The sequence below is a fragment of the Flammeovirga aprica JL-4 genome (genome assembly GCF_012844305.1).
Lineage (GTDB): Bacteria > Bacteroidota > Bacteroidia > Cytophagales > Flammeovirgaceae > Flammeovirga > Flammeovirga aprica.
In genome coordinates this window covers 18,025-44,222 of the sequence record NZ_JABANE010000011.1, presented here as the reverse complement: position 1 = coordinate 44,222, position 26,198 = coordinate 18,025, and the positions used below count along the sequence as shown (strand labels likewise).

23 protein-coding genes are annotated in these 26,198 nt (G+C 34.3%); 17 read left to right on the top strand and 6 right to left on the bottom strand.

Annotation, left to right across the window (positions count from 1 at the left end; translation table 11 throughout):
- Positions 1-7: 7 nt before the first annotated feature.
- The 6 genes from bshC to HHU12_RS05845 all read left to right on the top strand — a co-directional run bounded on the left by bshC (position 8) and on the right by HHU12_RS05845 (position 7,551).
- A complete protein-coding gene (gene bshC, locus HHU12_RS05870) occupies positions 8-1,567 on the top strand; it encodes a bacillithiol biosynthesis cysteine-adding enzyme BshC (RefSeq protein WP_169655825.1) in 1,560 nt (519 codons plus the stop codon).
- Between the two features lie 28 nt (positions 1,568-1,595).
- The gene (locus HHU12_RS05865) at positions 1,596-2,216 is read left to right on the top strand and encodes a sterol desaturase family protein (RefSeq protein ID WP_169655824.1); all 621 of its coding nucleotides are present in this window, start codon (positions 1,596-1,598) and stop codon (positions 2,214-2,216) included.
- Between the two features lie 36 nt (positions 2,217-2,252).
- Positions 2,253-3,614: a dipeptidase gene (locus HHU12_RS05860; RefSeq protein ID WP_169655823.1), complete on the top strand. Its 1,362-nt coding sequence runs from the start codon at positions 2,253-2,255 to the stop codon at positions 3,612-3,614.
- A 527-nt stretch (positions 3,615-4,141) separates the two neighbouring features.
- Entirely contained in the window at positions 4,142-5,608 is a 1,467-nt protein-coding gene (sufB, locus tag HHU12_RS05855) for a Fe-S cluster assembly protein SufB (RefSeq protein ID WP_169655822.1), read from the top strand.
- A gap of 485 nt (positions 5,609-6,093) precedes the next feature.
- On the top strand, positions 6,094-7,185 hold the full coding sequence (locus tag HHU12_RS05850; RefSeq protein WP_169655821.1) for a PAS domain-containing sensor histidine kinase: 1,092 nt from the start codon (positions 6,094-6,096) through the stop codon (positions 7,183-7,185).
- A 9-nt stretch (positions 7,186-7,194) separates the two neighbouring features.
- The gene (locus HHU12_RS05845; RefSeq protein ID WP_169655820.1) at positions 7,195-7,551 is read left to right on the top strand and encodes a response regulator; all 357 of its coding nucleotides are present in this window, start codon (positions 7,195-7,197) and stop codon (positions 7,549-7,551) included.
- Here the strand turns inward: HHU12_RS05845 and HHU12_RS05840 are convergent.
- Together HHU12_RS05840 and rpoN are read right to left on the bottom strand one after the other, a co-directional pair.
- Positions 7,548-8,015 carry a hypothetical protein gene (locus HHU12_RS05840; protein ID WP_169655819.1) on the bottom strand — a complete coding sequence of 156 codons (468 nt, stop codon included), beginning with the start codon at positions 8,013-8,015 and terminating at the stop codon, positions 7,548-7,550. The two genes, HHU12_RS05845 and HHU12_RS05840, sit on opposite strands and share 4 nt — an antisense overlap.
- A gap of 196 nt (positions 8,016-8,211) precedes the next feature.
- Positions 8,212-9,687, bottom strand: coding sequence for an RNA polymerase factor sigma-54 (gene rpoN / locus HHU12_RS05835; protein WP_169655818.1), 1,476 nt, complete (start codon positions 9,685-9,687; stop codon positions 8,212-8,214).
- A gap of 286 nt (positions 9,688-9,973) precedes the next feature.
- On the opposite strand from rpoN, the gene HHU12_RS05830 reads away from it, so the two are divergent.
- The 9 genes from HHU12_RS05830 (at position 9,974) to HHU12_RS05790 (ending at position 20,714) form a co-directional block, all read left to right on the top strand.
- The gene (locus tag HHU12_RS05830; RefSeq protein ID WP_169655817.1) at positions 9,974-10,372 is read left to right on the top strand and encodes a rhodanese-like domain-containing protein; all 399 of its coding nucleotides are present in this window, start codon (positions 9,974-9,976) and stop codon (positions 10,370-10,372) included.
- A 104-nt stretch (positions 10,373-10,476) separates the two neighbouring features.
- Positions 10,477-11,238, top strand: a complete 762-nt coding sequence (yaaA, locus tag HHU12_RS05825; protein WP_169655816.1) for a peroxide stress protein YaaA — start codon at positions 10,477-10,479, stop codon at positions 11,236-11,238.
- Positions 11,239-11,309: 71 nt separating this feature from the next.
- Positions 11,310-12,377: a hypothetical protein gene (locus tag HHU12_RS05820; protein ID WP_169655815.1), complete on the top strand. Its 1,068-nt coding sequence runs from the start codon at positions 11,310-11,312 to the stop codon at positions 12,375-12,377.
- Positions 12,378-13,889, top strand: a complete 1,512-nt coding sequence (locus HHU12_RS05815; RefSeq protein WP_169655814.1) for an NAD(P)/FAD-dependent oxidoreductase — start codon at positions 12,378-12,380, stop codon at positions 13,887-13,889.
- Between the two features lie 29 nt (positions 13,890-13,918).
- Positions 13,919-14,773 (top strand): DUF350 domain-containing protein, encoded by an 855-nt coding sequence (locus HHU12_RS05810; protein WP_169655813.1) that lies wholly within the window; start codon positions 13,919-13,921, stop codon positions 14,771-14,773.
- A 225-nt stretch (positions 14,774-14,998) separates the two neighbouring features.
- Positions 14,999-17,086 carry a TonB-dependent receptor domain-containing protein gene (locus tag HHU12_RS05805; protein ID WP_169655812.1) on the top strand — a complete coding sequence of 696 codons (2,088 nt, stop codon included), beginning with the start codon at positions 14,999-15,001 and terminating at the stop codon, positions 17,084-17,086.
- Between the two features lie 149 nt (positions 17,087-17,235).
- Complete coding sequence (locus HHU12_RS05800; protein WP_169655811.1) at positions 17,236-18,822, top strand: PH domain-containing protein; 1,587 nt, start codon at positions 17,236-17,238, stop codon at positions 18,820-18,822.
- 110 nt (positions 18,823-18,932) lie between these two features.
- Positions 18,933-19,544: a 4'-phosphopantetheinyl transferase family protein gene (locus HHU12_RS05795; protein WP_169655810.1), complete on the top strand. Its 612-nt coding sequence runs from the start codon at positions 18,933-18,935 to the stop codon at positions 19,542-19,544.
- Positions 19,545-20,036: 492 nt separating this feature from the next.
- Positions 20,037-20,714, top strand: a complete 678-nt coding sequence (locus HHU12_RS05790) for an NAD-dependent epimerase/dehydratase family protein (protein ID WP_169655809.1) — start codon at positions 20,037-20,039, stop codon at positions 20,712-20,714.
- A 116-nt stretch (positions 20,715-20,830) separates the two neighbouring features.
- Here the strand turns inward: HHU12_RS05790 and HHU12_RS05785 are convergent, their stop codons facing one another.
- Both HHU12_RS05785 and hemA read right to left on the bottom strand, forming a co-directional pair.
- On the bottom strand, positions 20,831-21,307 hold the full coding sequence (locus tag HHU12_RS05785; protein WP_169655808.1) for a globin domain-containing protein: 477 nt from the start codon (positions 21,305-21,307) through the stop codon (positions 20,831-20,833).
- A 38-nt stretch (positions 21,308-21,345) separates the two neighbouring features.
- Entirely contained in the window at positions 21,346-22,380 is a 1,035-nt protein-coding gene (gene hemA, locus HHU12_RS05780; protein ID WP_169655807.1) for a glutamyl-tRNA reductase, read from the bottom strand.
- Between the two features lie 478 nt (positions 22,381-22,858).
- On the opposite strand from hemA, the gene yiaA reads away from it, so the two are divergent.
- A complete protein-coding gene (gene yiaA / locus HHU12_RS05775) occupies positions 22,859-23,254 on the top strand; it encodes an inner membrane protein YiaA (protein WP_169655806.1) in 396 nt (131 codons plus the stop codon).
- Positions 23,255-23,487: 233 nt separating this feature from the next.
- Here yiaA and HHU12_RS05770 read toward each other — a convergent pair whose 3' ends face one another.
- Together HHU12_RS05770 and HHU12_RS05765 are read right to left on the bottom strand one after the other, a co-directional pair.
- On the bottom strand, positions 23,488-25,008 hold the full coding sequence (locus HHU12_RS05770; protein ID WP_169655805.1) for a M56 family metallopeptidase: 1,521 nt from the start codon (positions 25,006-25,008) through the stop codon (positions 23,488-23,490).
- On the bottom strand, positions 25,001-25,378 hold the full coding sequence (locus tag HHU12_RS05765; protein WP_169655804.1) for a BlaI/MecI/CopY family transcriptional regulator: 378 nt from the start codon (positions 25,376-25,378) through the stop codon (positions 25,001-25,003). The genes HHU12_RS05770 and HHU12_RS05765 overlap by 8 nt, the downstream gene beginning before the upstream one ends.
- A gap of 382 nt (positions 25,379-25,760) precedes the next feature.
- Between HHU12_RS05765 and HHU12_RS05760 the strand changes: the two genes are divergently transcribed.
- Positions 25,761-26,156: an energy transducer TonB gene (locus HHU12_RS05760; protein ID WP_169655803.1), complete on the top strand. Its 396-nt coding sequence runs from the start codon at positions 25,761-25,763 to the stop codon at positions 26,154-26,156.
- Positions 26,157-26,198 lie beyond the last annotated feature (42 nt).

The following is a 26,198-nucleotide window of genomic DNA, read 5'->3' as shown; positions in this document are numbered from 1 at the left end:
AAACACAATGAATACTTACAAAATTCCATTCGAAACAGCCGGTTTATACGGAAAAATGTTTCTTGATTACCTTTCGGAAAAAGAAGAGATTAAACCTTTATATCAACATTCACCTCAATTATCATCATTTGATCAGATCATTGAAAATCGAAGTGACTTTACTGATGCATCAAGACAAAGATTAGTGCAATCTTTACATGAGCAGTATAGTAAAATAGAAGATTATCCTTCGGAGCAAATCGATTTACTTTTAGATAAAAATACCTACACCATTATCACTGGGCATCAGCTCAATATCTTTACAGGACCTTTGTTTTTTGTCTATAAAATTGCCGCCACCATCAATTTGTGTAAGCAATTAAAGGAGAAGTACCCAGATAAAAATTTCATTCCTGTGTATTGGATGGCAACAGAGGATCACGATTTTGAAGAAATTGCCTCTTTTCAGCTAGGCGGTAGAAAATATACTTGGGAGCACCCTAATGCTTCTGGTCCAGTTGGCCGACTTTCCTTGGAAGGAATGGATCAGATTCTGGATAGAATTAAAGATATGCCAGCACTTTTTGTGAATGCTTACAGACAAAGTGAGAACCTTACGGAAGCATCAAGAAAGATTGTCAATGAACTTTTTAAAGAATTCGGGTTAGTATGTGTTGATGCAGATCACAAAATATTAAAAGAGCCTTTCAGAGAAATCATTAAAAAAGAGTTGTTTGAAGGAGTAAGTTATCAGAAAGTCACAGAGACTAATGCAGTGATTGAAGCACAAGGTTATAAAACGCAGATTTATGCTCGTGAAATCAACCTTTTCTATATGGAAGATGGCGTCCGTTTGAGATTAGAAAAAACAGCAGAAGGATTTCAGACCGTTGGGGGAGATTATAAATGGACTTCTGAAGAAATGAATCTTTTGGTTGACGAGAGTCCAGAGAAATTCAGTCCTAATGTAGTGTTGAGACCAGTATTACAGGAAGTTTTATTGCCTAACCTTGCTTATTTAGGCGGTCCTGCGGAAGTGGTGTATTGGTTACAGTTGAAAAGCGCTTTTGATGCTTACAATGTAAAGTACCCGATGGTATTACCAAGAGGATTTTGTTTGGTATTGGACGGGCATTTCAGTGAAAAATGGCGTAAATCGGGTTGGCCTTTAGAAGAGCTTTTAAAACCCAAAAGGGAGATTGAAGAACAGTTGTTGGATACGAATGAAAGTGTAGACACAGATATTACTTCAGAGTTAGTAAAAATAGAGTTGGCTTATAATGATATTTTGACAAAAGCGAGTGCAATAACTCCTAATCTGAAGAAGCATGTTGATGCAGAAATGACACGTATGCAGAAGAGGGTGCAGCACACTCAAAATAAGTTGCGCAAAGAGGGTAAAAGAAAAATACAAGATGATATTGAAAGAGTACTATGTATAAGGGAATGCCTGTTGCCAAATAACGCTCCACAAGAAAGAATTGTGAATTTGATTGAGTTTTGGCCTAAAAATGTGGATTTTATTCCCGAACTTATAGGAGAGTTAGACCCGTTGTCCTTCAATTTGAATGTGATGGTGGGCGATTAATCCTATAACCCTTACAAAACTATTTATAATGGATATTTCTTCATCATCAATCAATGAAAAAAAATCTAAAGAAAAGAAACTATTTGAAAACCCTCTACTAGAAAAATTAACGCATACACACGCAGCGGTCCCCATCTCAATGTATCTCATTTTTGGAGCAGGGTTGTTGGTGTATGCGTTATACCATGAGCTCGTTACAGTTCCACTGACTATTCTTCTATTTTTCGTTGGCTTACTGCTCTTTACACTCGTGGAGTATGTCATGCACCGGTTTGTGTTTCATATGGAGCCTACTACAAAACTGAAGAAAGATATTACGCACAAGTTTCACGGCGTGCATCATCATCACCCCAAAGACAAATCAAGATTAGCCATGCCTCCAGTAGTGAGTGTAGTGTTGGCGTCCTCCTTTTTTTACTTGTTTTATTTAGCCTTAGATGACTATTGTTATCCCTTCACAGCAGGTTTTCTAACAGGATATGCATTATATTTGGGGGTCCATTATATGATTCATGCTATGCACCCTCCAAAAAACTTCTTAAAGATTTTATGGATCCATCATAGTATCCATCACTATAGGGATGACACTAAGGCATTTGGAGTATCATCTCCCTTATGGGATTTCGTCTTTAGAACTATGCCTGATTGATATTAATCAGTTTGACTTTTTAAACACATAATAACAATGACTAAGTACATCGAGGAGAACAAGGATAGATTCTTATCTGAGCTTTTTGAATTATTACGCATTCCTTCTGTCAGTACCGACGTTGCATATCAGCCTGATATTAAAAAAGCGGCTGCATTTATTGCACATAAACTGAATGAAGCAGGAGCAGATAAGGTAGAAATTTGTCCTACAAAAGGTAATCCTGTTGTTTACGGAGAAAAAATTATTGACCCTTCTTTACCTACAGTAATCGTATATGGCCACTATGACGTACAACCTGCAGATCCAATTGATCTTTGGGATACGCCTCCATTTGAGCCTACGATCAAAAATGATAGTATTTACGCAAGAGGAGCTTCAGATGATAAAGGGCAGATGTATATGCACGTCAAGGCTTTTGAGTCGATGATGAAAAACAATACATTGGCTTGTAATGTGAAGTTTATGCTGGAAGGAGAGGAAGAAATTGGTTCTGTGAATTTAGGTGACTTTATCCGCGAGAGAAAAGAAGACCTGAAGGCAGATGTGATCCTGATTTCGGATACAGGAATGATTTCAGTAGATACGCCATCAATTACAGTTGGTTTAAGAGGTTTGAGTTATATGGAATTGGAATTGACAGGACCAAACCGTGACCTTCACTCAGGCATGTATGGCGGTGCCGTGCAGAATCCATTAAATGCGATGTCTGAGGTTTTAGCAGCCTTGAAAGATAAAGATGGTCACATTACCATTCCAGGATTCTATGATAAAGTGGAAATTCTTTCTGAAGAAGAAAGAGCTAAAATGGCAAAAGCACCATTTGATCTTGAAGCCTATAAAAAAGCGTTAGATATTGATAAGGAATTTGGTGAAAAAGGATTCTCAACAAATGAGAGAACAAGTATCCGACCTACTTTAGATATCAATGGTATGTGGGGTGGTTATACTGGCGAAGGAGCCAAAACGGTAATTCCTTCAAAAGCTTACGCTAAAGTATCCATGCGTTTGGTGCCTCATCAGTCATGGGAAGAAATCTCTGATTTGTTTACGAAGCATGTAGAATCTATCGTACCTGATGGCATTACTGTAAAAGTTACAGCACATCATGGCGGTACTCCTGTAGTTATTCCGACAAATTCTGTAGAATATCAAGCTGCAAATGATGCCTACACAGAAGCGTTCAGTAAAGAACCAATTCCAGTAAGAAGTGGCGGTTCTATTCCAATAGTTGCACTTTTCAAAGAAGAACTGGGTTTGGACTCTGTTATGATGGGATTTGGTTTGGATTCAGATGCGATCCACTCACCAAATGAAAAATTTGGAATTTTTAATTTCTTGAAAGGGATTGAAACAATAGAATTATTTTACAAGCATTATGCAAAATTAAAAAAATAATTCTTCCTCATTATAGATATAAAAAGCAGTTAGGCTACCCGCTTAATTGCTTTTTTTATGGAATAGAAAGATCAAAGAGAGCCTGTTAGGTGGTAAGAATTGCAAAAAGAAAGGGTTATCTAGAAAGACAACCCACAATTATTTAAATTCTTTAAATAAGTTAAGGCTAAGGTATACAGTCATGAAAAAAAATACCCGTAATAACACAACTTGAGGCGGAGTTGTGTTAGCAACTTTAACGTTTGTAAATATAATTATTATAGTGTATAAATTGCATTTAATGTAGTTTTTTTTTCAATTTTCTGCAATAATCATCTTTTTAATAGAATTGATAAACTTTTTGATGCTAAAACTCAACTTTCTGAAATTTATGTCTTAATTTTGCAATTTAGAACCATACTAAATAATTAATGGATTATTTTTATTAATTATAGTAGGTATCAAACAAAACAGTTGTGTTTCTAGTTTTACTAAAAGCATAGTGAAAATTGTGTAAGAATTAATAACGTATAAAACGTTTTTATATAATGAGCGCAGATCAGGATAACAAAATTTTAGAAGACTTTACGTCCAAAGAGTATGAGCATGGTTGGACTGTCGATATTGAGGCAGACCAGGCTCCGAAAGGATTAAATGAGGAGATTGTAAGATTCATTTCTGCAAAAAAAGAAGAGCCGGAATGGTTGCTGGAATGGAGGCTTAGTGCTTTCAGAGAATGGCAAAAGATGGAATGCCCGGAGTGGGCTAACGTGGTCTATGAAAAAGTAGATTACCAAGACATCATTTATTATTCTGCACCAGTGCAAAAGAAGGCCATCGAATCTTTAGAGGAAGTTGATCCTGAATTATTAGCTACTTTCGAAAAATTAGGTATTTCTCTTGATGAACAAAAGCGTTTGACAGGAGTTAAAGATTCAAATATTGCCGTTGATGCTGTATTTGACTCTGTATCTGTTGCTACTACATTCAAAGACACTCTTGCAGAAAAAGGCATTATTTTCTGTTCTTTCTCAGAAGCAGTAAAAGATCACCCAGAGCTAGTGAAAAAGTATTTAGGATCAGTTGTTCCTGTAAAAGATAACTTTTTCTCTGCACTAAACTCTGCAGTATTCTCTGACGGTTCTTTCTGTTACATTCCGAAAGGAGTACACTGCCCTATGGAATTGTCAACTTACTTCAGAATCAACGCTTCAGGTACTGGTCAGTTTGAGCGTACTTTGATCGTTGCTGAAGATTCGTCTTACGTTTCATACTTAGAAGGTTGTACTGCACCTCAGCGTGACGAGAATCAGTTGCACGCTGCTGTAGTAGAAATCTTTGTACACGAAGATGCAGAAGTGAAGTACTCAACAGTACAGAACTGGTATCCTGGTGACGAAAATGGTAAAGGTGGTGTTTACAACTTCGTAACAAAACGTGGTATTTGTGATGGCAACAACTCAAAGCTGTCATGGACACAAGTGGAAACAGGTTCATCTGTAACTTGGAAGTACCCTTCATGTATTTTGAAAGGTGATAATTCAGTAGGTGAATTCTACTCAGTAGCTGTAACAAACAACATGCAGCAAGCGGATACTGGTACGAAAATGATTCACATCGGTAAAAACACAAAATCTAGAATTGTTTCTAAAGGTGTTTCTGCTGGTAAATCTCAAAACTCATACAGAGGTTTGGTGAAAGTGAACAAAAACGCTACAGACTCAAGAAACTTCTCTCAATGTGATTCATTGTTGATGGGCGACCGTTGTGGTGCTCACACTTTCCCTTATATTGAAGTAGATAATCATACATCAAAAGTAGAACACGAGGCTACAACCTCTAAAATTGGTGAAGATCAAATTTTCTACTGTAACCAAAGAGGTATCGACACTGAACAAGCTGTCGCTCTGATTGTAAACGGTTACTGTAAAGAAGTATTGAATAAATTACCAATGGAATTTGCAGTGGAAGCTCAAAAATTATTGGCTTTATCACTAGAAGGTTCAGTAGGTTAATCATTCTACTCTTATAATATTACAAAGGTCACCTCTGCAAAGGGGTGGCCTTTTTATATAATACAATGTTCATAATTCATTACACTATTACAGGATTATACTTTGAACCTATAGAAAGTCGCTTAAAATTTAGTATTTTAATTATGACGCAAGTACACACTGTTGAAAGTATAGATTTAGTTAAAATATAGTTGTCAGATTTCACTGTTAAATGTAATGATAGATCAATATTTTTATAGTTTATATTTTTCGTTTGTTTAATGTGTATGCTTTTGACGATGTGTATTGTGCCCGGTTTAATTTGAGATTATTTGTTTCGACTTTTCTTTCAGTCTTTAAAATTGAGAGATTAGCTTAATCTGAAGAGAAATTGTTCGAATAAACCTATAGTTTATTAACCTGTTAATTTAGGACATACTGAAATTCAAAGATTCTTACCATAATACAGAACCCTAGTGTGTCCAGACTATCAATAGATTTGGTAAATGAATAATTGTATAGTGAATTCAAAAAGAATACATAGAGAACAAAAAGTAAGTATAAAAGACCTAAGGACATTTGCAGAAACTATACCCACTCCTGTGATGATGCTAGATCAGTCGAAAAGAATTGTAGCATACAGTAAGTTATGGCCATCTTCTTTTGGAATAAAAGACGAAATTCATGGGGATTTGTTCACATTTCATTTCAGTAAATTAAAACTGGAAGAAATGATTGATAAGGTTTTGACTACTGAAGAAATTGAAGTCCTGCCTGCTTATGAGTATCAAGAACAGGAGAAGGTGAGGCATTTCCAAATAAAAGTTACTCCATGGGAAAACACCGAAAATAACATTGGAGGGGTAATGATTTTGCTTGAAGATATTACAGTCCTGAAGGAAAAAGAACTGGCACTTCAAGAGCATAATGATGAGCTGAAACAGTTTGCCTACATTACAACGCACGATGTAAAAAGCCCAATCACTAATATCAATAGTTTTTTACATTTTCTGAAAGAAGATAAGTCAATCACTGACCCTTCTTCATTGCAGGCTATACATTGGATTGAAAAGTCGATTGACAAGGCTAACGCTAAAATCAATGATTTGGTGAAAGTGATTGAGCAAAGAGAGGCTTCTGTATTAATGGAGAATATTGAGATGGAGCCATTGATCGAAGACTTAAAAAAGAGTATTACAGTAGATGAATTATCATTAAATGATCACTTAAAAGTTGAATTCTTAGGAGAATCTTACTTGAAAAGTTCTAAAAAGCAATTAATCACTATATTAGAAAATCTGTTAACGAACGGTTTGAGATATAGAAAAAATACAAATGACCTTCAGCTCGAATTAAGAATAGATACTACACCCGAAACCCAAACAGTTATCAGTGTTAAAGATAATGGTGTGGGTATTGACTTAAGTGTTCATATGCAACGCATCTTTGGAATGTTTAAACGAGCCAATGATGTGATTGAAGGTAATGGCTTGGGTTTATATTTGACAAAACAAGCTTGTGAGCAACTAAAAGGGAAAATTGACGTGACGAGTCAGTTAGGAAAAGGGACCACTTTTTTCGTTTACTTGCCAAAATAAAATTAAACTATGAATATTCTTTTAATTGATGATGATGAAGCTTCTAACGCCTATACTGAAATTATATTGAATAGGTCGGGACTTCTTTCAAATCTAAATGTCTTCAGAAACGGAGAAAAAGCACTAGACTTTATGCTCGAAGGAGCGGATCAACAAATAGACCTCATACTTCTGGATATAAACATGCCCGTTATGAGCGGACATGAGTTTTTAGAGGAACTTGAGAAATGTCCTCAAAACGTACCCGTAGTCATCCTAAGTACTTCTATTATTGAAGAAGACGAACAGGAAGCATTAAAACATCCTTTTGTGAAAGGCTATCTAAATAAGCCTATCTCTTTTGAAAAACTACAGAATTTGATTTAGATCAAGGTATGATGCTGTAGGAAGTGAGCACTCAAAAGGGCTCCCCCAAAGCCACTAAGAAAGCCAATCACTGCACCTGTCAATATTTGATAGTACGTATGTGCTTTTAAGTATAATCTTGCCGTCATTACTACACCAAGCAAAATAATACTGATACCGAAAGCATCAAACAGGATGATATTTGGTTCTGCTTCAGCTTCTCTGATAAAGTAATACAGTATGCCAATCAACCCGGATAACCCCACCGAATGAAGACTTATTTTATCGACAAAGTTGGCGATGTTCGCTGTAATCAGTGTAATGGTAACCGCACAGAAAGAAATACTGAGGGCCGTACTTACATTGACTTTGACAATCAGTAGATAACACAGAATAGCCAAAGATAAAATCATGATGGAAAGTGCAAAGGCACGTTCTTCTCTATGATGCATCTGCGGACTTTTTACCACTCCGAATCTTTGCATAATTAAAAGACAGCTGATCGGCATTAAAGTGGTGATGGTCGAAATCAGGCTGAATAGAGACCATCTCGCTTTTGCATCTAGCCAAGGTGCTTCATTTACCCCAAAAAGAAATAACCCCGCAATAATGCAGGGTATAAATATGGGATGTAAAAGAACGGATATAATCTGAAATACTTTTTTTGTTTCAAGCATGTTATTATAGTTCTTTTCTCATTCTTGCTACTGGAATATTCATTTGCTCTCTGTACTTCGCCACAGTTCTACGGGCAATGTTGTATCCTTTGATACGGAGTAGTTTCTCAAGTTTATCATCAGACAAAGGTTTCTTCTTATCTTCAGTTTCAATCATCTCTTTCAAGACAGATTTCACTTGTTTGCTACTTACATCTTCACCGCTTTCTGTAGAAATACTTTCAGAGAAGAAATATTTAAGAGGATAAATACCAAAATCAGTCTCTACCACTTTACTGCTTGCTACTCTTGATACTGTAGAGATATCCATTTGAATAATTTCAGCAATATCTTTTAGGATCATAGGTCTCAGCTGTCCTTCATCTCCACTAAGGAAGAAAGGCATCTGATAATCTACAATGGCCTGCATCGTTCTCAGCAAAGTATCCTGACGTTGTTTGATAGCATCAATAAACCATTTGGCTGCATCGAGCTTTTGTTTTACAAAACGCACCTCCTCACGCATTTTCTTCGTCTTCTTCGGGGTTTTGTCAAAAGCGTCAATCATATCGCCATACTGACGGCTTACACGCAGGTCTGGAGCGTTCTTACCATTGAGTGATATGTTGATTCTGCCGTTTACCTCTTTTATGATAAAATCGGGTGTTAAGAATTGAGCGGATGCGGCGTTGCTATTCACTCCTCCTGGCTTAGGATTGAGGTGAATAATCATTTCAATGGCATCTTTCATTTGCTCATCATCAATACCCAGTCTTTTTTGAATCTTAGTGTAGTGCTTCTTTTTGAATTCTTCAAAACACAACACAATCATTTTGATGGCAATCTTGACGATAGAATCCTGCGTATCTTTCTTTCTCAGTTGAATTTCAAGACACTCCTGCAAAGTTCTAGCTCCAATTCCTGGAGGATCAAACTGCTGGATTTTCTTTAATACAGCTTCTACATGATTGAGATCCGTTTCCACATTCTGTAAGAAGGCAAGATCATTGACAATCGCTTCTAACGGTCTGCGGATATAGCCATCGCTTTCAATACTGCCAATTAATTGTTCACCAATCTGCTGTTCCACTTCATTGAGATTGAGAAAACTCAATTGAACAAGAAGTGAATCACCGAGGGTGTCCATCATAGGGATAGGAAGTTCTTTATCATCAGATACATCACCATCTCCATACATTTTATAGCCTGCCACGTCATCTCTGTTGACGTAGTCATCTAAATTTACTTCGTCTATTGGGTCAATTTCAGGAATGTCATCAAACTCATCATTGGTGTCATCATTTGTTGAGGCGTCATCGTTTCCGAACTCTTGTTCTTCACGGTCAGACTCCTTCCCTTCTTCAAGAACGGGATTTTCTTGAAGTTCTTCTTGAATTCTTTTTTCCAGCTCTATAGTAGGCACCTGCAAAAGTTTAATAAACTGAATTTGCTGCGGTGATAACGTCTGTGTCTGCTTGAGCTTCTGCGCCTGTTTTAACATGGTACTTGAAGTCAGTAATTAAAAAATACATTTCGATGCTTATAATAAGGCAAAGAAATAATAACAGATTCCTGATCAGTAAAGATCATAGCTTTTACCTAAAATTTGCACAAAAATCTTTTGATTCATTAACTTGTGAAAACTTTAAACACTATAGGTTATAGGTATAAGTCAAATATAGTACACGAAAAATAACATATTTTGTTGTGGAATTAAAATTAAAATCGTGCCATTATATTTTTCATACTGAAAATCAGTTATTTATATTTTTAAAAAATAATTTCTAATGAAAAACTTCTTCATCTCACTTCTTATCGGAATTGTATTTTTCAGTGCTTGTAACAGAGCAGTTAACAACGAACCACAAGTGGCAGTGTCTGATTTTGTGGAGATTAGACAAGAAAATCCTAATGCTATTGTATTGGATGTAAGGACTCCAGGCGAATTTAATGGAGGAACAATGGAAGGAGCCGTCAATATAAATGTGATGGATGATTCTTTCACGGAGGAAGTGGAGAAACTGGACAAAGATGCTACTGTAATGGTGTTTTGCAAGTCAGGAGGAAGAAGTGCCAAAGCAAAACAAAAATTAGTGGATCTTGGTTTTACTAAAGTAGTGGACCTAGAAGGTGGCATTACAGATTGGAAAAAAGCAGGAGGGAAGGTCATCATTCCTCAACAATAAAAAAGGTCTATCAGTACATAAAATTTTTTGATTGGAATAAGTGTGGTTTCAGTTGTAAATTGCACTCAGTTAATACAGCAAAAAAATATAAAAAAGATATAATTATGAAGTTAGTGGTTTCCCCAGCAAAGAGTTTAGATTATGAAACGCCATTTTCATCGGAAATTGTTTCTAATCCTAGATTTATGGATCAATCTGAACAACTTGTTAAATCATTAGCCCAACTCTCTTCTGAAGATATTGGAAAGTTGATGAGCATTAGTCCAAAATTATCTGACCTGAATAAGGAAAGATTTATGGAATGGAAGAAAGATTTTGATCCTAATAATGCCCGTCAAGCAGTTTATGCTTTTAAAGGAGATGTATATGTTGGTTTGGATGCTTATTCATTAAATACTGAACAGCAGGAATATTTACAAAATCATCTGAGAATTCTATCAGGTTTGTATGGAGTGTTAAAGCCAATGGATTTAATGCAGCCTTACCGTTTGGAAATGGGAACAAAATGGGGAGTGGAAGACCACAAAAACCTATATTCTTTCTGGAAAGAAACGGTAACGGCTTCTTTAAATGAAGAACTGACTGAAGGGGAAATGCTTGTTAACCTTGCTTCTAATGAATATTTCAAAGCTGTAGATAAGAAAAAATTGAAAGCTGAAATTGTAACGCCTGTTTTTAAAGATCATAAAAATGGAACTTATAAAGTCATCAGTTTCTTTGCCAAAAAAGCGAGAGGCTTAATGGTAAGGTATATTGTTGATCATAAAATTGATAGTATTGAAGGTTTGAAAGGTTTTGATTATGAGGATTATACTTTCAATGAAGAATTAAGCAAAGGAAACGAACTTGTTTTTACAAGAGGATAAAAAATGTTATTTGATATACAAAAGCCACTTTAGATTATTCTAAGGTGGCTTTTGTGCTTATATTTAAACTAATGAATAAGCAATGGTTATTTTCTAAGAAACTAGATCTACTTTTTTTATACCTTCCAATTTTTATCACTTGGGGTTTATGTTTTCTATTTGACAGTACATTTGCAGATATGAAGATTCCCTTGCTGGTGTGGGTGTTTTTTGTGTTAGGAGTAGACGTATCGCATGTTTGGAGTACCATTTTCAGGACTTACCTTTCCAAAGAAGAACGAGTCAATTACAGTTCAGTGATTAAATTGGCGCCAATGATCGCTTTCCTTTTTACCCTTATCTTCTCATGGTATTCTGAAAATTTATTCTGGAGAGTATTAGCCTATTTTGCATTATATCATTTTATAAAGCAACAGTACGGCTTTTTAAAACTCTATAAAATTAAATCTCCAGTAAAAGGTAAAGTATTCAAAGATGAGGCTATGATCTATCTAGGAACTTTATATCCTGTGTTTATATGGCATTTTTTAGGAGATAGAAAGTTCAATTGGTTCAATACGGATGACTTTATCACGTTCCCCATTCTTTCAACAGGAATAGTAGATATTCTAAATATTATATATTTCTCTATTTTGATGACTTGGATAGTAGAATTGTTACTTTCAAGCCAAAAAAACAATAGGTCGTTCCCTATTGGAAAAGTGCTGTGGGTAGTTTCTACTTTTGGTACATGGTGGTTGGGGATTGTGTATTTCAATTCTGATTTTTCTTTTACGATTACCAATGTTGTAGCACACGGTATACCTTATATGTTTTTAGTCTTCTATTATGTGGAAGAGAAAAAAGTAATTCGGAATAATCATAGTCAGTCCATCATGAAAGTAGTGTTCAGTGTTTTGTGGATGTTACTGATATGTCTTTTTCTAGGCTCTTCTGAAGAGATGCTCTGGGATATTTTTATTAATAATGAGAGAGTGGACTTATTTGGAAATTGGCCTGAACTCTATGTTGACCATCAGTTTTTAAGAGCGTTAATTATTGCCTTTTTATCTCTTCCTCAGATAACACATTATATACTAGACGGTTTTATCTGGAAAGGAAAAGACAACCCATACATCAAAAATATTTTTACAAGATAAATGAAAAGAAGATATTTTCTTCAGCTGTCCTCCACTGCCTTACTCGGAGTTTTGGCGGGGTGTGATAGTAAAGAAGAATACCCTTTCGAAATAGAAGTTAGATCTGATGATAAAGTAGGTCATTTGGTCTATCAAAGTAAATCATTTCCAAAAGAGGAAGCTGAAAAAGTAAAGACCATAATAGTGGGTGGAGGTGTAGCAGGTTTGGCTTCCGCTTATCAATTAAGAGAGAAAGATTTTTTATTATTTGAATTATCAGACCGTTTTGGAGGAAGTTCATCCTCACAAAATCATGGCAATACTGTTTTTGCACAAGGGGCTCATTATGATATGACTTACCCAGAGAAGTTTGGTAAAGAAGTGCTTCAAGTTTTAGAGGAATTAAATGTAATAGAAAAGAAAGGGGCATTTTATGAATTTAAAGAAAAAGAATATTTGATCTCTGAATCCTTTTTGACGAATACAAAATATAAAGGAGAATATTATGATCAAGTACTTTTGCCTTCAGCTGAAACCACCAAGTTTTATGAATTACTCCAGCCGTATTACTCAAAAATAACTTTACCTTCCCGTTTGTCTGCTGCGGAAACCAAAAGCTTGAACGATATCAATTTTAAGACTTGGCTCATAGAGCAGAGAATCAATCTTACAGAACAATTAGTAAGGGGTTTAAATTATCATTTAATAGACGATTTTGGAGCAGGAATAGAGAAGGTATCCGCTTTTGCAGGAATTGCCTATTATGCGGTAAGACCGGAATTTGGGGAGTGCTGTGCTACTTTTTCTCCACCAGAGGGCAATTATTATTTCATCAATAAATTCTTGAAACAGTTACCGGCCGAAAAATTAAAGGACAATCATTTAGTGACTTCTATTCAAAAAAAAGAAGGGCAGTTTGAAGTTTCAGTGATTGATGTTAAAGCTAAGAAAATTAAAATCTTCTATGCTGATGAAGTGATTTACGCAGGACAGAAACATGCATTGAAGTATATCTTAAAAGAAAAACAACCTTCTCTAAAACACTTAGAACAGGCTCCATGGATGGTGGTCAATATTGTTTTGAAGAAAGACAATACTATACCTTTTGGAGCTTGGCAAAATGAAGATTTATCCAATGAAACAGAATTTATGGGATTTGTAGATTCCACTACTCAAACTCTAAAAGAAGACAGAGTACTGACAGCCTATTATTGTTTTTCTTCAGCTGACAAACATAAATTGACAAAAGTAGCTCAATACCCAAAAGAAATAGCACTGCAGACAAGCCGTAATATTTCTTCATTTTTTAACCTAAAGGAAGAAGATTTAATTTCTCAAATTGAAAAAGTATATATAAATTTAATGGGGCATGCAATGCCGATTCCTATTCCGCATTACCTTTTTAAAGATATGAATGACAATAGAGAACATGAAAAGCTAGTATATGCAGGCGTAGATAATGGCAGGTTGCCTTTCTTGACTGAAGCAATTGACTCAGGGCTAAAAGCCGTTGAACTATTAGGACATAAATAATCTTTTTTTTAATCAAAGACTAAACAATTATGAAAGAACTACTATTGGATATTCTTACCGAATGGGGAATGAGTAGTATTTACATTCTCATTTTCGCTGTTATCCTTTTAATCTCTAAATTCTTCAAAAGAATTATATACAAAGACAATGTTGATGTACAGTTGACCGAAAAAGACAATGTAGCATACGGTATTTCTATCGGAGGCTATTTTATTGGTGTTTTTGCCATCTACGTTGGGGCTTTGATAGGCCCTTCTGTTGATCTTCTTCAAGATATTATAAATGTAGTTGCTTATGCTTTAGGGGGTATTGCCATTATGTTTCTTTCTTCATGGGTCAATGATCATGGTATTTTCAGAAGAGTAGCCATCCGAAAAGAGATCAAAGAAAAACATAATATTGCGGCTGCGATTGTGCAACTTGCTTCATTGTTAGCTTCAGGACTGATGATTGCAGGTGCAATTAAAGGTGAGGGTGGAGGACCTCTTCAAGCCCTTGTTTTTTATTGTATTGGTCAGGTTTTCCTAGTTTTATTTACGAAAGGATACATCAAATTCAGGTCATATGATATACAGCATCAGATTCACGAAGGAAATATCGCTGTAGCATTTAGTGTAGCTGGTAAAATGATTTCAATTGGTCTTATTGTAATGATTGCCATCGGTCATGATTTTCAAGGGTGGGGTAAAACCTTTATCATGATTTGTATGGATGGTACCATTATGATATTCTTATTATTAGTAGTCAGCTATTTCTTTGATAAATTGATTATACCGAAATCTGACCTGGATTATGAATTGGTGGAAGATAAAAATATAGGGGTAGGTGTACTAGATTTCTGTGTTAATCTAATGGTTTCCCTTTTAGTTTTATTTCTTTTTTAAGGAAGAATTTTAAAGCTACCATTATAGCACAATGATCATAACATTGATCATTGTGCTTTTTTTGTTATTAGATATAATGTTAGATATTAAATTATTTGAAGATCTCTTAAATTCAGTAATTAAATATTAAAATAAGCAGTGTTATTGGTAATGTGATTTAATAAGACTTATTGGGTAGTTGAATTCAACGTAGTTTTATATCAAACTATATAAATTGATTAATTCGTGAAAGACTACCTTTTTGTAATTTTATTATCCTTTGGTTTTATAACCATTACCCAAGCACAAGAAAACGAAGCTACCTCCCAAAATAATAACTCTAATGATCGTTATGAGATCGGAGTAAATATTAAGATTGTAGATGGTAATGCTTTAGATGCTTTAAAACTAATTCCAGCTGTAGACGTCAATGCCGATGGTATAGTGAGCTACAGAGGTAATGAGGGTGTGCAGATCTTTATCAATAACAGACCTGCCAGTCAATCGGGAGAATATGGGCCAATTCTGGAACAGATTCTTATTCAGGATATTAAATACATCGATATTATTTCCAACCCTTCAGCTCGTTATGATGCTGATGGAACAGCAGGTATTATAAACATTGCTACAAATTCCAATAATTTGAAAAATACTTCTGCCAATGTGATGCTCGGTTACGGTAGCGGAGATAAGTATGACGGTGGTGTAGGCTTTCAAAAACAAGAAGGAAAACTCTCTATTAACTCATCTTACACCTTCAAAGAAGAAAACCGATATGCGTCCATGGATGCCAATCTTCAAAATTTTGGTGAAGATGATCCATTCAAAAATACAGATCAGGGGTATTACGGTGATAATAATTTTACGAAGCATAATTTTCAGTTGGGTGCCCAATATGATTTTAATGAACACAATAACCTGAGTATTTCCACAAATGTTGTAAAGATAGATTGGTTGAGGGATGGAGATCTCTGGACAGAGGTAACAGAGGATGGAAATATGCCTCACAGATCGATGCAAACTAATATAAATGAAGGCAGTAAAATGAAAGGAGAAGTTCGGTTGGATTATTTACATACCACTGAAAGAGAAGGAGAGGAGCTAGCAATTAGTACTGCTTATGCTTCAGGAGATGTAGGTATTTTCAAAGAACTAGGTACAACGGAACAAAACTATAAAGATGCTACATTTTCAAATTTCTCATTTCAAACGGACTATACTCGTCCAATGGGAAATGTAAATTTTGAGACGGGAGTGAAGCAAACCATAAGAACAAAAACGGAAGGTTTGAATGTGATGAATTATGATGAAAATTCAGATGGGTTCCTTCCTGATGAAAGCAGAAATAATATTTTTAATTATAATGAATATGTGACTGCAGGCTATGTGATGATTTCAGGATCACATCAAAAGTTTTCTTATCAAGCGGGAGTCAGAGCCGAGCAGACTATTATCAGAACGAATTTAGAATCAGATCCTTCAGATATCTATAAAAACGACTATTTCAAATTATATCCGAGTTTGACTTTAAAACAAGGTTTGTCAGAATACGATGATGTGTTTTTTACCTATACAAAGAAAGTAGAACGTCCAAGCATGAGAATGATCAACCCTTTTGTAGATTATTCTAATCCAAGTTATATCAATCAAGGAAATCCCGAATTGAATGCATCCTTCATAGATTCTTTTGAACTCGGTTACAATTTGAATAAAGATAAAGTCAGTTTTAAAGGATCACTCTATTATAAACTTTATCAGGACCCTGCAAGGTGGTACACTACCGAAGGAGAAGATGGCGTAATGGTCAATTCTGTAGAAAATATGGACAAAGCATCAGATGCTGGTGTAGAACTGATTGTAGATACTGAATTGAAGAAGTGGTGGAATGTGAATGCTAATGTAAATGTATTTTACAATATGATTGATGGAAGGAACATTGATCCAAATGTTTATCAGACAAGTATAAACTGGAGAACTACCATCACTTCAAACATGAGACTTTGGAAAGGCTCTCAGTTTATGCTTTCAGGAACTTATCTATCACCTCAGAAAAATCCGCAAGGTGATATTGACAGAAGGTACTTTGTAAATGCTTCTATTTCTCAGTCAGTATTGAAAGGACAAGGGAGTTTAGTATTAGTTTTGGATGATATGCTAAATACACAACACTATACAATGAGTAGAAGTCAACCAACTTTTTCAGAAGATAAAACCTATGACTGGGAATCGAGAGTGGTAAGACTCACTTTTAGATATAGAATTGGAAACGCTTCAAATAGTAAGAAAAAGCCTTCTAGAGCCCCAAGTGACGCAACAGAGTCTATTTTTAACTAAAATCTAAAATAATGAGTTTTGTAAAACATTGTTAATGTTTAAACTTAAACAATTAAAATGAAGTATAACATAATACACAACTAAAGAAAGGGTTTTCCTTAAGAAGAATTCCCATTAGAGTTACTACTATTATTTATACTACATTGATTATGAAAATTCAAGACTTATTTAAATTTATTGCCCTAAATACACTATTAATTGGTTTGTTTTCTTGTTCGAATGACGAACTTGATGATTCTCCATCCACTTTACCTGTTCAGGTAAATTCTTTCACAACCTATTCCATTGAATCTTTTTCTAAAAGTGGACAAGTTCATATAGAAATGGATGAAAATGAAAAGATCTTTGTAAGAGTAAACCTGAACCAAGCTGTTACGGATGAGAATACTGTCAAAATCTACAATGGTTTATTTGATGGTACTGAACAAGATGTCTACTTGACATTAAATCCAATTCCTGCTGGAGAAACAAGCAGTTTGACAGAGGTTCATCAAAGTGATAATGGTGAAAATATTAGGTTTGAAGATCTTGTAACCGCAGATCGTAATCTTAGAGTTTTATTGAATAGTGAAGAAAACCTTTCTATTAATGTTTTTACAGATTTGGGTGCGAATGCGTTTGTGCAGTCTGGAGAAAAAAATTACCCATTATATGATAAGGATTCATCTATTATAGCAGAGACAATTATGTTGCCTCGTGAAAACGCAAGCCCTATGCTTGTGGCAGTGAAAATGTCGGAAAAAGAAGACAGCAAAGAATATTATCCACGTATTATTACAGGAACAGCCGCTACAGGTTCGCTTTCTAATGAAGTAATTGTAGAACTGCCTACAATACTAAAATTTGGAAATGAAACTACAGGAAACATTTCATTCGCAAGCCTTACTGAGTTTACAGATCCTATGGCAATTGATAATGGATTTATGGCCATTACTGAGGAGTCTGTAACAGGAAATGAAATAGGTAGAGGTGATGTTGGTGGAAACGAACTGACAGGTAACTATAATGATTATAGTTTCGATAATGAGAAAAATAAAAATTATAAAGGTACAGTGCGTTTGCAGGAAAGGAGAAATGGTTATACACTGATTGGTTATCAAATGCATTCTGGAGAGAACAATCCTTCAGAAAACTCATCGGTAGGATTATATGTTTCTAATCATATTCAATACAATGAAGGTAAAGTAACTTTATTGACAGAATATCAAGCAAACAGTGAGTCAGTTTTTTACTCAGATGTTCGCGAATTAAAATACAATGATTTGTTAGCTTCAGATTATCATATCAGAATGTTCCAAGGAACAGAAGATAAAGGAGGAGATTATTATGTGGTTTCCAATATTGGTACTGCTGCATACACAGGTACAAATTCTATAACTGATATTACTTATTTTGAAGATGTTATTGCAGAACCGCTGAAAGTGAAGCTGAAACAAAGAGTGAATGGTCAGACAGAAGGTGTAATTGAGTTTGCATCATACATTAATTCAAATGAAAGATATGAAATCTCTATTTATAAAGGAACAGATATTAATGAAGAAAACCCAACTGCTTTAGTTAATCTATTGTCAGTTAAAAGTACTGATGGTAGAGTTTCTTACAGAGATTTACATTCAGATTCAAATGGTGATCCGATTGATTATATTGATATGGTTGGAGGTCAAAACCATTACAGAGTGAAAAGAAAAATCGACGGAGGAACTTATGAATATATCGGTTACGGAATAGTGGAATAATCAATTCTGAAAATGTTTGAGGGGTTATTACTTTTGAGTAGTAACCCTTCATGTTTTATTACAATCTTCTTCCTATATTAGCTGTTCATTTCATTGAAAAAGCTTAATTGATGAGTAAAACCTACAAAATTATAACTACAACTGTTGATGCCGTTAAAGGAGATATTTCACTGTTGGATGGTGAAGAATTGAAGAGGTATAAACGGTTTATATCAGATATAAAAAAAGAAGAATTCTTAACTGCTCGAACTTTTTTGAAACATGCCTTGGCTAAAGAATTGAAAGTGGCACCCAAACAAATTTCATTGTCCTACTCAGATAATGGCAAACCGTTTCTTTCTAAGATTTACGGTGACTTCCATTTCAATTTATCACATAGCAATGGATACATAGTACTGGCAACATCCAATCATGAAATTGGAGTCGATTTAGAACCGATATCCGCTTTGGATGAGGAAAAACTGAAATGGTTTTTGTCTGATCAAGAATTGAAGGAGGTGAAGTCTATAAAAGATGCTTCCCAGAGAAAATTCGCCTTGTTCCAATTGTTCACTATGAAAGAAGCATTTATCAAGGCAACAGACAAATCTTTTTTACTTGATACTTTTACCTTCTGGTATATCAATAATCAATGGGAACTTCAAATTGAAGGGGAAAACAACTGGAAATTTGATATAAAAACGATAGGTAATGAGCTTGTAGTGGCTATTTGTTATAAATAAAACTCAAAACAAAGGCTGAAAGCCCATATAGGTTACTAAAATTTTTGCAACGCTAGCTAGAAGAAAAGTTGAGGTTAAAAACGAAAGTGCGACTGCCTCTACCACCTCTAAACCGAAATACTTGAATAAAGAAGTAAACTTCACGGTTCCTATACCTAGCAGTGTTAAAGTAATGAATATTATGATGACTTTTTCCATTTGAATGTACTTATGAATCTTGTAAAAATATAGTGATAGCAAAAATAAGAAACATTGTTACATATATTTTACATTTTTATAGTTTTTATTTATTTCATTAACACAAAATCACAAAGTCCTTTATTACAGTAGGATACTTGAGTAAGAAGTAGACAAAAACAGAATTTAAATGAATTATGATGATGTACTTCATATAATTTATTGTTAACTTCTGCGTTAGAAAATAAAATCAATCTATTACTGCTTTCAAGATAAAATCTTGATTATAAAATACTAATTGAATAAACTACTAGCATGGAGAAAATTAGAGCCATTATTACAGGAGCAACCGGCATGGTTGGAAAAGGTGTTCTATTAGAATGTCTGGAAAGTAATGATGTAGAAAAAGTTTTGATTATTGTTAGAGAATCAACAGGAATCAATCACCCAAAGTTAAACGAAGTTATTCACAAAGATTTCACGGATTTTACTGCAATTATCCCCCAGATGTCAGGATATAATGCCTGTTATTTTTGTCTGGGAATTTCATCTGCAGGTATATCCAATGAAAAGTACCATCAGATTACTTATGACCTCACTATGCATTTTGCAGAGATTGTATTACCAATCAATCCTGATATGACATTCTGTTATGTATCTGGTGCGGGAACTTCAACAGAAGAAAATTCATCACTCAACTGGGCTAATGTGAAAGGGAAAACGGAGAATGCCATTCTGAAAATGCCATTTGAAAAATCTTTTATGTTCCGTCCTGCCTTTATTCAGCCTGAAAAAGGCACATCATCAAAAGTGACTTTCTATAAAGTGATTTATATGTTTATCTCTCCTTTATTTCCTATTTTGGATAAACTTTTTCCAAAAAATATCACCACGACATCTAGATTGGGTAAAGCTATGATATCTGTGGTGAAGAATGGCTATAATGCCATTTACTTGGAGAATGATGATATTAATAAAGCAGCCTTAAAATAGTTTTTAACTACAAAAAGGAAGTCGGCCGGGTTGTAATTATTCTAGCAGTGAAAAGTCGGCCAACGTTCCTTTTGTAGTGTGTAGTTATCAGATTATTAAAAGGTAGAAAAAGGTTGCTAATCCATTTGATTAATTGAAGTAGCGGCCTCTTTCATGATATCTATTATGACTGTATAACAAGTGTTCCAAGCTATACTTATTTCACTTGTCCACTCTTGTTCCAATACAGTCTCTAAAGCATACAATAAAGCTTGTTTTACAGCTTCATAATGTGTGTCTTCAACGTTATATTCTGCATGAGTCCTACCAAAGTCATGTAGTATTGGTATAATTAACTCAATGTCAACTAAACCATTTACTACAGCAGACAGCATAGGAATCATTTTACGTTCTTGATCACTAGGATCTAACTTTAAGGAAGATTCTAGAACAGGGTCTACCTGAAACAGCTTTGCAAAAAATAGATCTGAAAATTGCTTTCTATGTGGAGTTATTAAAGTAAAAGAATGCTGCACAAGTTCAATTTGCCTGTCTGAAATTAAATCTTTTGGACTTTTTTTCTTTTTACCTAATAGTGAGCTTATAAAACCCATAGTATTAGTTTATTATGTAGTATAAAAGGAAATGTAAATTATGCAGTAGCATTACTCATCGTAGGGATGAATATTGCTTGATTGAAATTCTCCATAAAGTAGGTTGTCTCTTCTTTTATAATTGCCTCTACTTGAGGAATTGTTCTTTTTCTTCTCAATATTGTGTGATCTGTTTGCTGTCCCAAATCATCTACATTTAGTAGTTTTGTTCCCAAGCTGCAAACCTCTGTAGATACAGTTCTTGGAGAACAAAGGTCAATAACAAGTTGAGGTGGTTTGTTATTGAAATGTATATTTTTGTAAGAATAGGCTTGTTGACGGGCTGTTGTTAGAACGATATCAAACATGTGCAGTTTTTTAGAGTGTAAACCATAATCAATACAGTTGAACCCATAAGTTCTGCTCATTTCTTTTGCCTTCTTCATGGTACGGTTTGTTACCCATACATTTTTAGTATTGAATTTATTTAAGAAATAGCAGACATCACTGCCCATCTCCCCAACACCAATGATCAATACTTTTTTATTTGAATTCTTGTTGTATTCTTTCTGAATAATATTTGCCGCAGCATAAGAATTTGAAGTTATGCCATAGTTATATTCTGTTTCTGATGACACTCTTTGATAGAATTGAATTAAACGTTCCATCAAGCTGTTAAGTAAAGTTTTAACCATACCAACTTCTTTAGCTATCTCAAACGACTTTTTCAGCTGACCAAAAATCTGATGATCACCCAAAAGTGTTGAATTTAAACCAATACCTGTACATAATAAATGCCTCACAGTAGCTTCATTTTCCTTTTCCTCCACATATTCTCTATACTTCTCAGAAGGTATCAGACATTTATAAGCACAAAGCACTTGTAAAATGTCACTTGTTTGTAGGGTATCAGAACTGTAGTAGATTTCTGTACGATTACAAGAACTGTAAATCATAGCTTCATTAATGGAAAGAACCTCTTTTAATTGATGAAGTAGGTGTTTGATTTCTTGTGTATTAAGAGCAAATTTTTCACGAATTTCGACATTTGCTTTTGCATGTGAAATAGAAAAGAGTTTTAAATCAGCTGTCATTATAATAAAAGTTTAGTGTGAGAAGAAGTAAGGTATTCGAAAGTAGTGCTATATCATAGATTAACTTTACTCTTACAAAGGTAGATTCCCAAGCACGTCTTTACTATGTTATATTTCATTGTGCATTGAGTTTTATTAGAGGTTTTAAACTGTTTTTTCGCAGGGTTTTTATTTTATAAGCATCACCGTTTAAAAATTAATATGTATTGCTTTAACATATTTTACAAGTGAATGAATAAACATTTATTTAAAAACACTCGTTAATAAGCTTCAACTACGTTTTTAGATCCTCTAAAAGGATTAGGGGAGATTATTACTTTATAACAAGTAAGGAACTTACAGTTATCATTTTATTCACTATTTTAGATCGATAGGTAGTTAATATTAACTAAAATAGTCGTCGTTTTTAATGAATAAATTAATAAAATCATTAAAATAGAAGAAGCAAACAAGTTCTTACTATAATAAAAAATTAACGATGAGCGCAAAACCGTCAAATGCTTACGTCATATCTTCATGGGTAGCCACAGGAATAGGTGTATTAGGTTACTCAATCGGACTTTTCAGAGCTGAAATGGAACTAAACGAAAAAGGTTATTACTTAGTAGTATTGCTTTTCGCACTTTATTCAGCCATTTCAGTACAGAAGTGTGTAAGAGACAAAGAAGAATTTATACCGATGACCAATGTTTATTTTGGTTTTAGTTGGTTCTCGCTAATAGCATCAGTAGTGCTGTTAGGAGTGGGACTATTTAATGCGGAATTAATACCAAGTGAAAAAGGGTTTTATGCTTTTGGCTTCATTTTATCCATATTTGGAGCTATCACAGTTCAGAAAAATACCCGCGATATCGCAAAGTATGAAAGTTCTTAACTGAAAAAAGGGCTACTTCTAATCGAGGTAGCCCTTCTTGTTATGTTCAAGAACAAAAGTAAAACCTTCTGCATTAAGTACTAGGGCAGGAGAAAAGGGATAGTTTTAGGTTGATATTTTTTATTCTAATCGAGACAGATTTGCAGAGCATAGCCGAGCTACGCGATAAAAATCTAACGAAGAATAGGATAAAAAAGATAAGATAAAATGTCCATTTACTTTTATCCTAGTACTTATAGTTTAAAACTAATTGGCATTACGAGTCTTTGCTTCACAATGGTTCCGTTGTGATTGGCAGGGTTCCAACCTTTCATAACTATTGGAGCAACTCTTAAGGCTTCTTCAGAAAGTAAAGGATCGACATCATTAAGCACTTTAAAGTCCTGTCCATTGCCCTTTTCATCAATTACAAATTCAAGATAAACCTTTCCTTCAATCCCCTTTTCTTTAGCCTCTTGAGGGTATTTCATTTCTTCCCCAATAATTTTATACAAATTATTCATTCCACCCGGGAAGTTGGCTGGGTTTTGTACTTCTTCAAATACACGATCCGATTTTTCATCTTGCTTAGCCAGCATTTCCTTGTTTTCATTGATATCAAAAACCAATGAAGTAGAAGGTAAATTTTTAAGTTTTCCAATCAATTCAGTATTCAAGTCGTCTTTAAAGGAAAGAACAAGAACCCCTTTGACACTGTTATTAAAGTAAGAAGGAACCTTCTCACCTTTCAGTACATTAATAAATTTTAAATCATCAGGATTAGATCTGATCTCTTCAGAAAAGGTGTTTTGAACATCCCAATATGTTCTTCCATCAATCTGATAGCCAAAAACTTGTTCAGAAGTGACTTCAGCGAGCTGAGAGTCCGCGTCTTTAATGTCAAACTCATCTTTTACACAAGCTTGAAGGAAAACAATACTGGTCACTAGAATGGAGAAAGTAAATAGACTAGAAACTCTTTTCCATTGATTTGTACGTTCTTTTTTTAGCATTTTAATTCTTGATTTTACAGTTGAAAATTGAAATCCATGGCCCACATTTAAAGAAACATCTTCAAAAAGAGACCGGATCATTAATTGACTGTATGATGCATCGTTAGTCGTTTGGTTTGCCTTTTGATCGGCAAGGTATTCATGCTGCGTGCGCAGTGCAGCATCAATGAGGTATATAGCTGGATGGAACCAGAAGATGATCTTCAGGATTTCCATCAGAAAAATGTCTATTGAGTGGAATTCTTTGATATGTGTTCTTTCGTGCTGAAAGATAAGTTCTTGTTCGTGTTCGGTTAGTGAAGTGGTATTATCCCAAAATATATACTTCAAATAGGCAAAAGTAGGGTACTTACCCTCTGTATAGATAAGTGTGCTGCCTCTGAAATTGATTTTTTTGTGAAAACGGATAAAACGAATGAGTTTGAAATTGGAAATACAAAAACGAATAGCCAATACGATCAACACAATTGAATAAATGAGTAGTATAAAATTACTCCAGCTCCATTGTATGCTTTGCTCTTCAATGCTCTGATTGCCGACAATTATTTCTGGTAAATAGATAACAGGCAATGATTCTGAAATGAAGGACTGCTGTTGGTAGGAGAGTATATTCTCAAACAATGGAAAAACGAGACTTACGATCACTCCCACAAGTATTGTAAACCTATTTTGCTGGAAAAATGTCTCATTCTTATGAAATACAAAATAGAATAGTGCTAAAACGAGCAGGCCTGTTGAGGATAATAATAAATAACTAATCATCACTTTCTTCTTTTTTGTCCTGATCAATATCTTTTAGTAAATCTTCCAATTCATGAAGGTCTACATCTTCTTTTTTGGCAAAGAAAGAAACCATATTTTCAAATGAACCACTAAAGAAACGTCCAACAAAACTCTTTAAATACTGATGAGAGTATTGCTCTTTTGTCACTAACGGATAATACTGATGACTTTTCCCAAAAGAGTTATGACCTACAAACTCTTTTTGCTGTAATATTCTAATAATAGTGGAAACGGTATTATATGCAGGTTTAGGTTCTGGCAGTTCAGCAATTATTTCTTTGACAAACGCTTTTTTCAGGTCCCATAATACCTGCATGACTTGTTCTTCGGCGGTAGTTAATTTTTTCATTGATTTTATGATTAAATGTCTGATGATGTATGCAATGTATGAACTAAGTTTTTAGTTTACAAGTTTTAAACTAAAAACATAGTTACAAAACTAATAATTTAGTTTATGTAGATTATTAAATACTATTATTAAGTATGTAACACTGGGTTAATATTAGGGAGCTTTTATTCATTTGTTCTTTTTTGTGAAATATTTATTCTTTTTATCAGAATAGAGTGAAACCAGAATGAATTATTAACCGTTACAGTGCTGTATGTGATTATTATCATCAAAAAACCTTAAGTGTACTTAGTACATTATTCAAAATAAACAACCATCTTTATGTTACATTAATGTTAAGGAAGTGTGACATTAGTGATTTATAAACTAAAAAAGTAAAGTCATGAATATTAAAAATATATTATTACCAGTAGCATTTATTTTTGGATTAGTAATTAACGTAGTAGCAAGTAATCCAGATGACGATAAGCCATTATTCACATATCAACAAGCTAAAGTTGTAAACTATGATGCCGTTACAGCTGAGATTGATTACCCTAAAATCGGGAAAGATATGGGTATTGAAGGTCAGGTGAAAATTAAAGCTTATGTGAATGCTGAAGGAGAAGTAACAAAATATAAAGTAATTAAGGGTAGCGAAATGCTTGCATCTTCAGTGGAAGAGGCAATTATGAAGTTAGAATTTGAGCCAACAGTAGTAACAAATACTGTTACAGGTGAAGTTCAGGCAGTTCCTTCTTGGGTGATTGTTCCTTTTAATTTCTCTTTGAATTACTAATTGATAGAGATAGATAAATAAATTAGCTTAGATTATACAAAA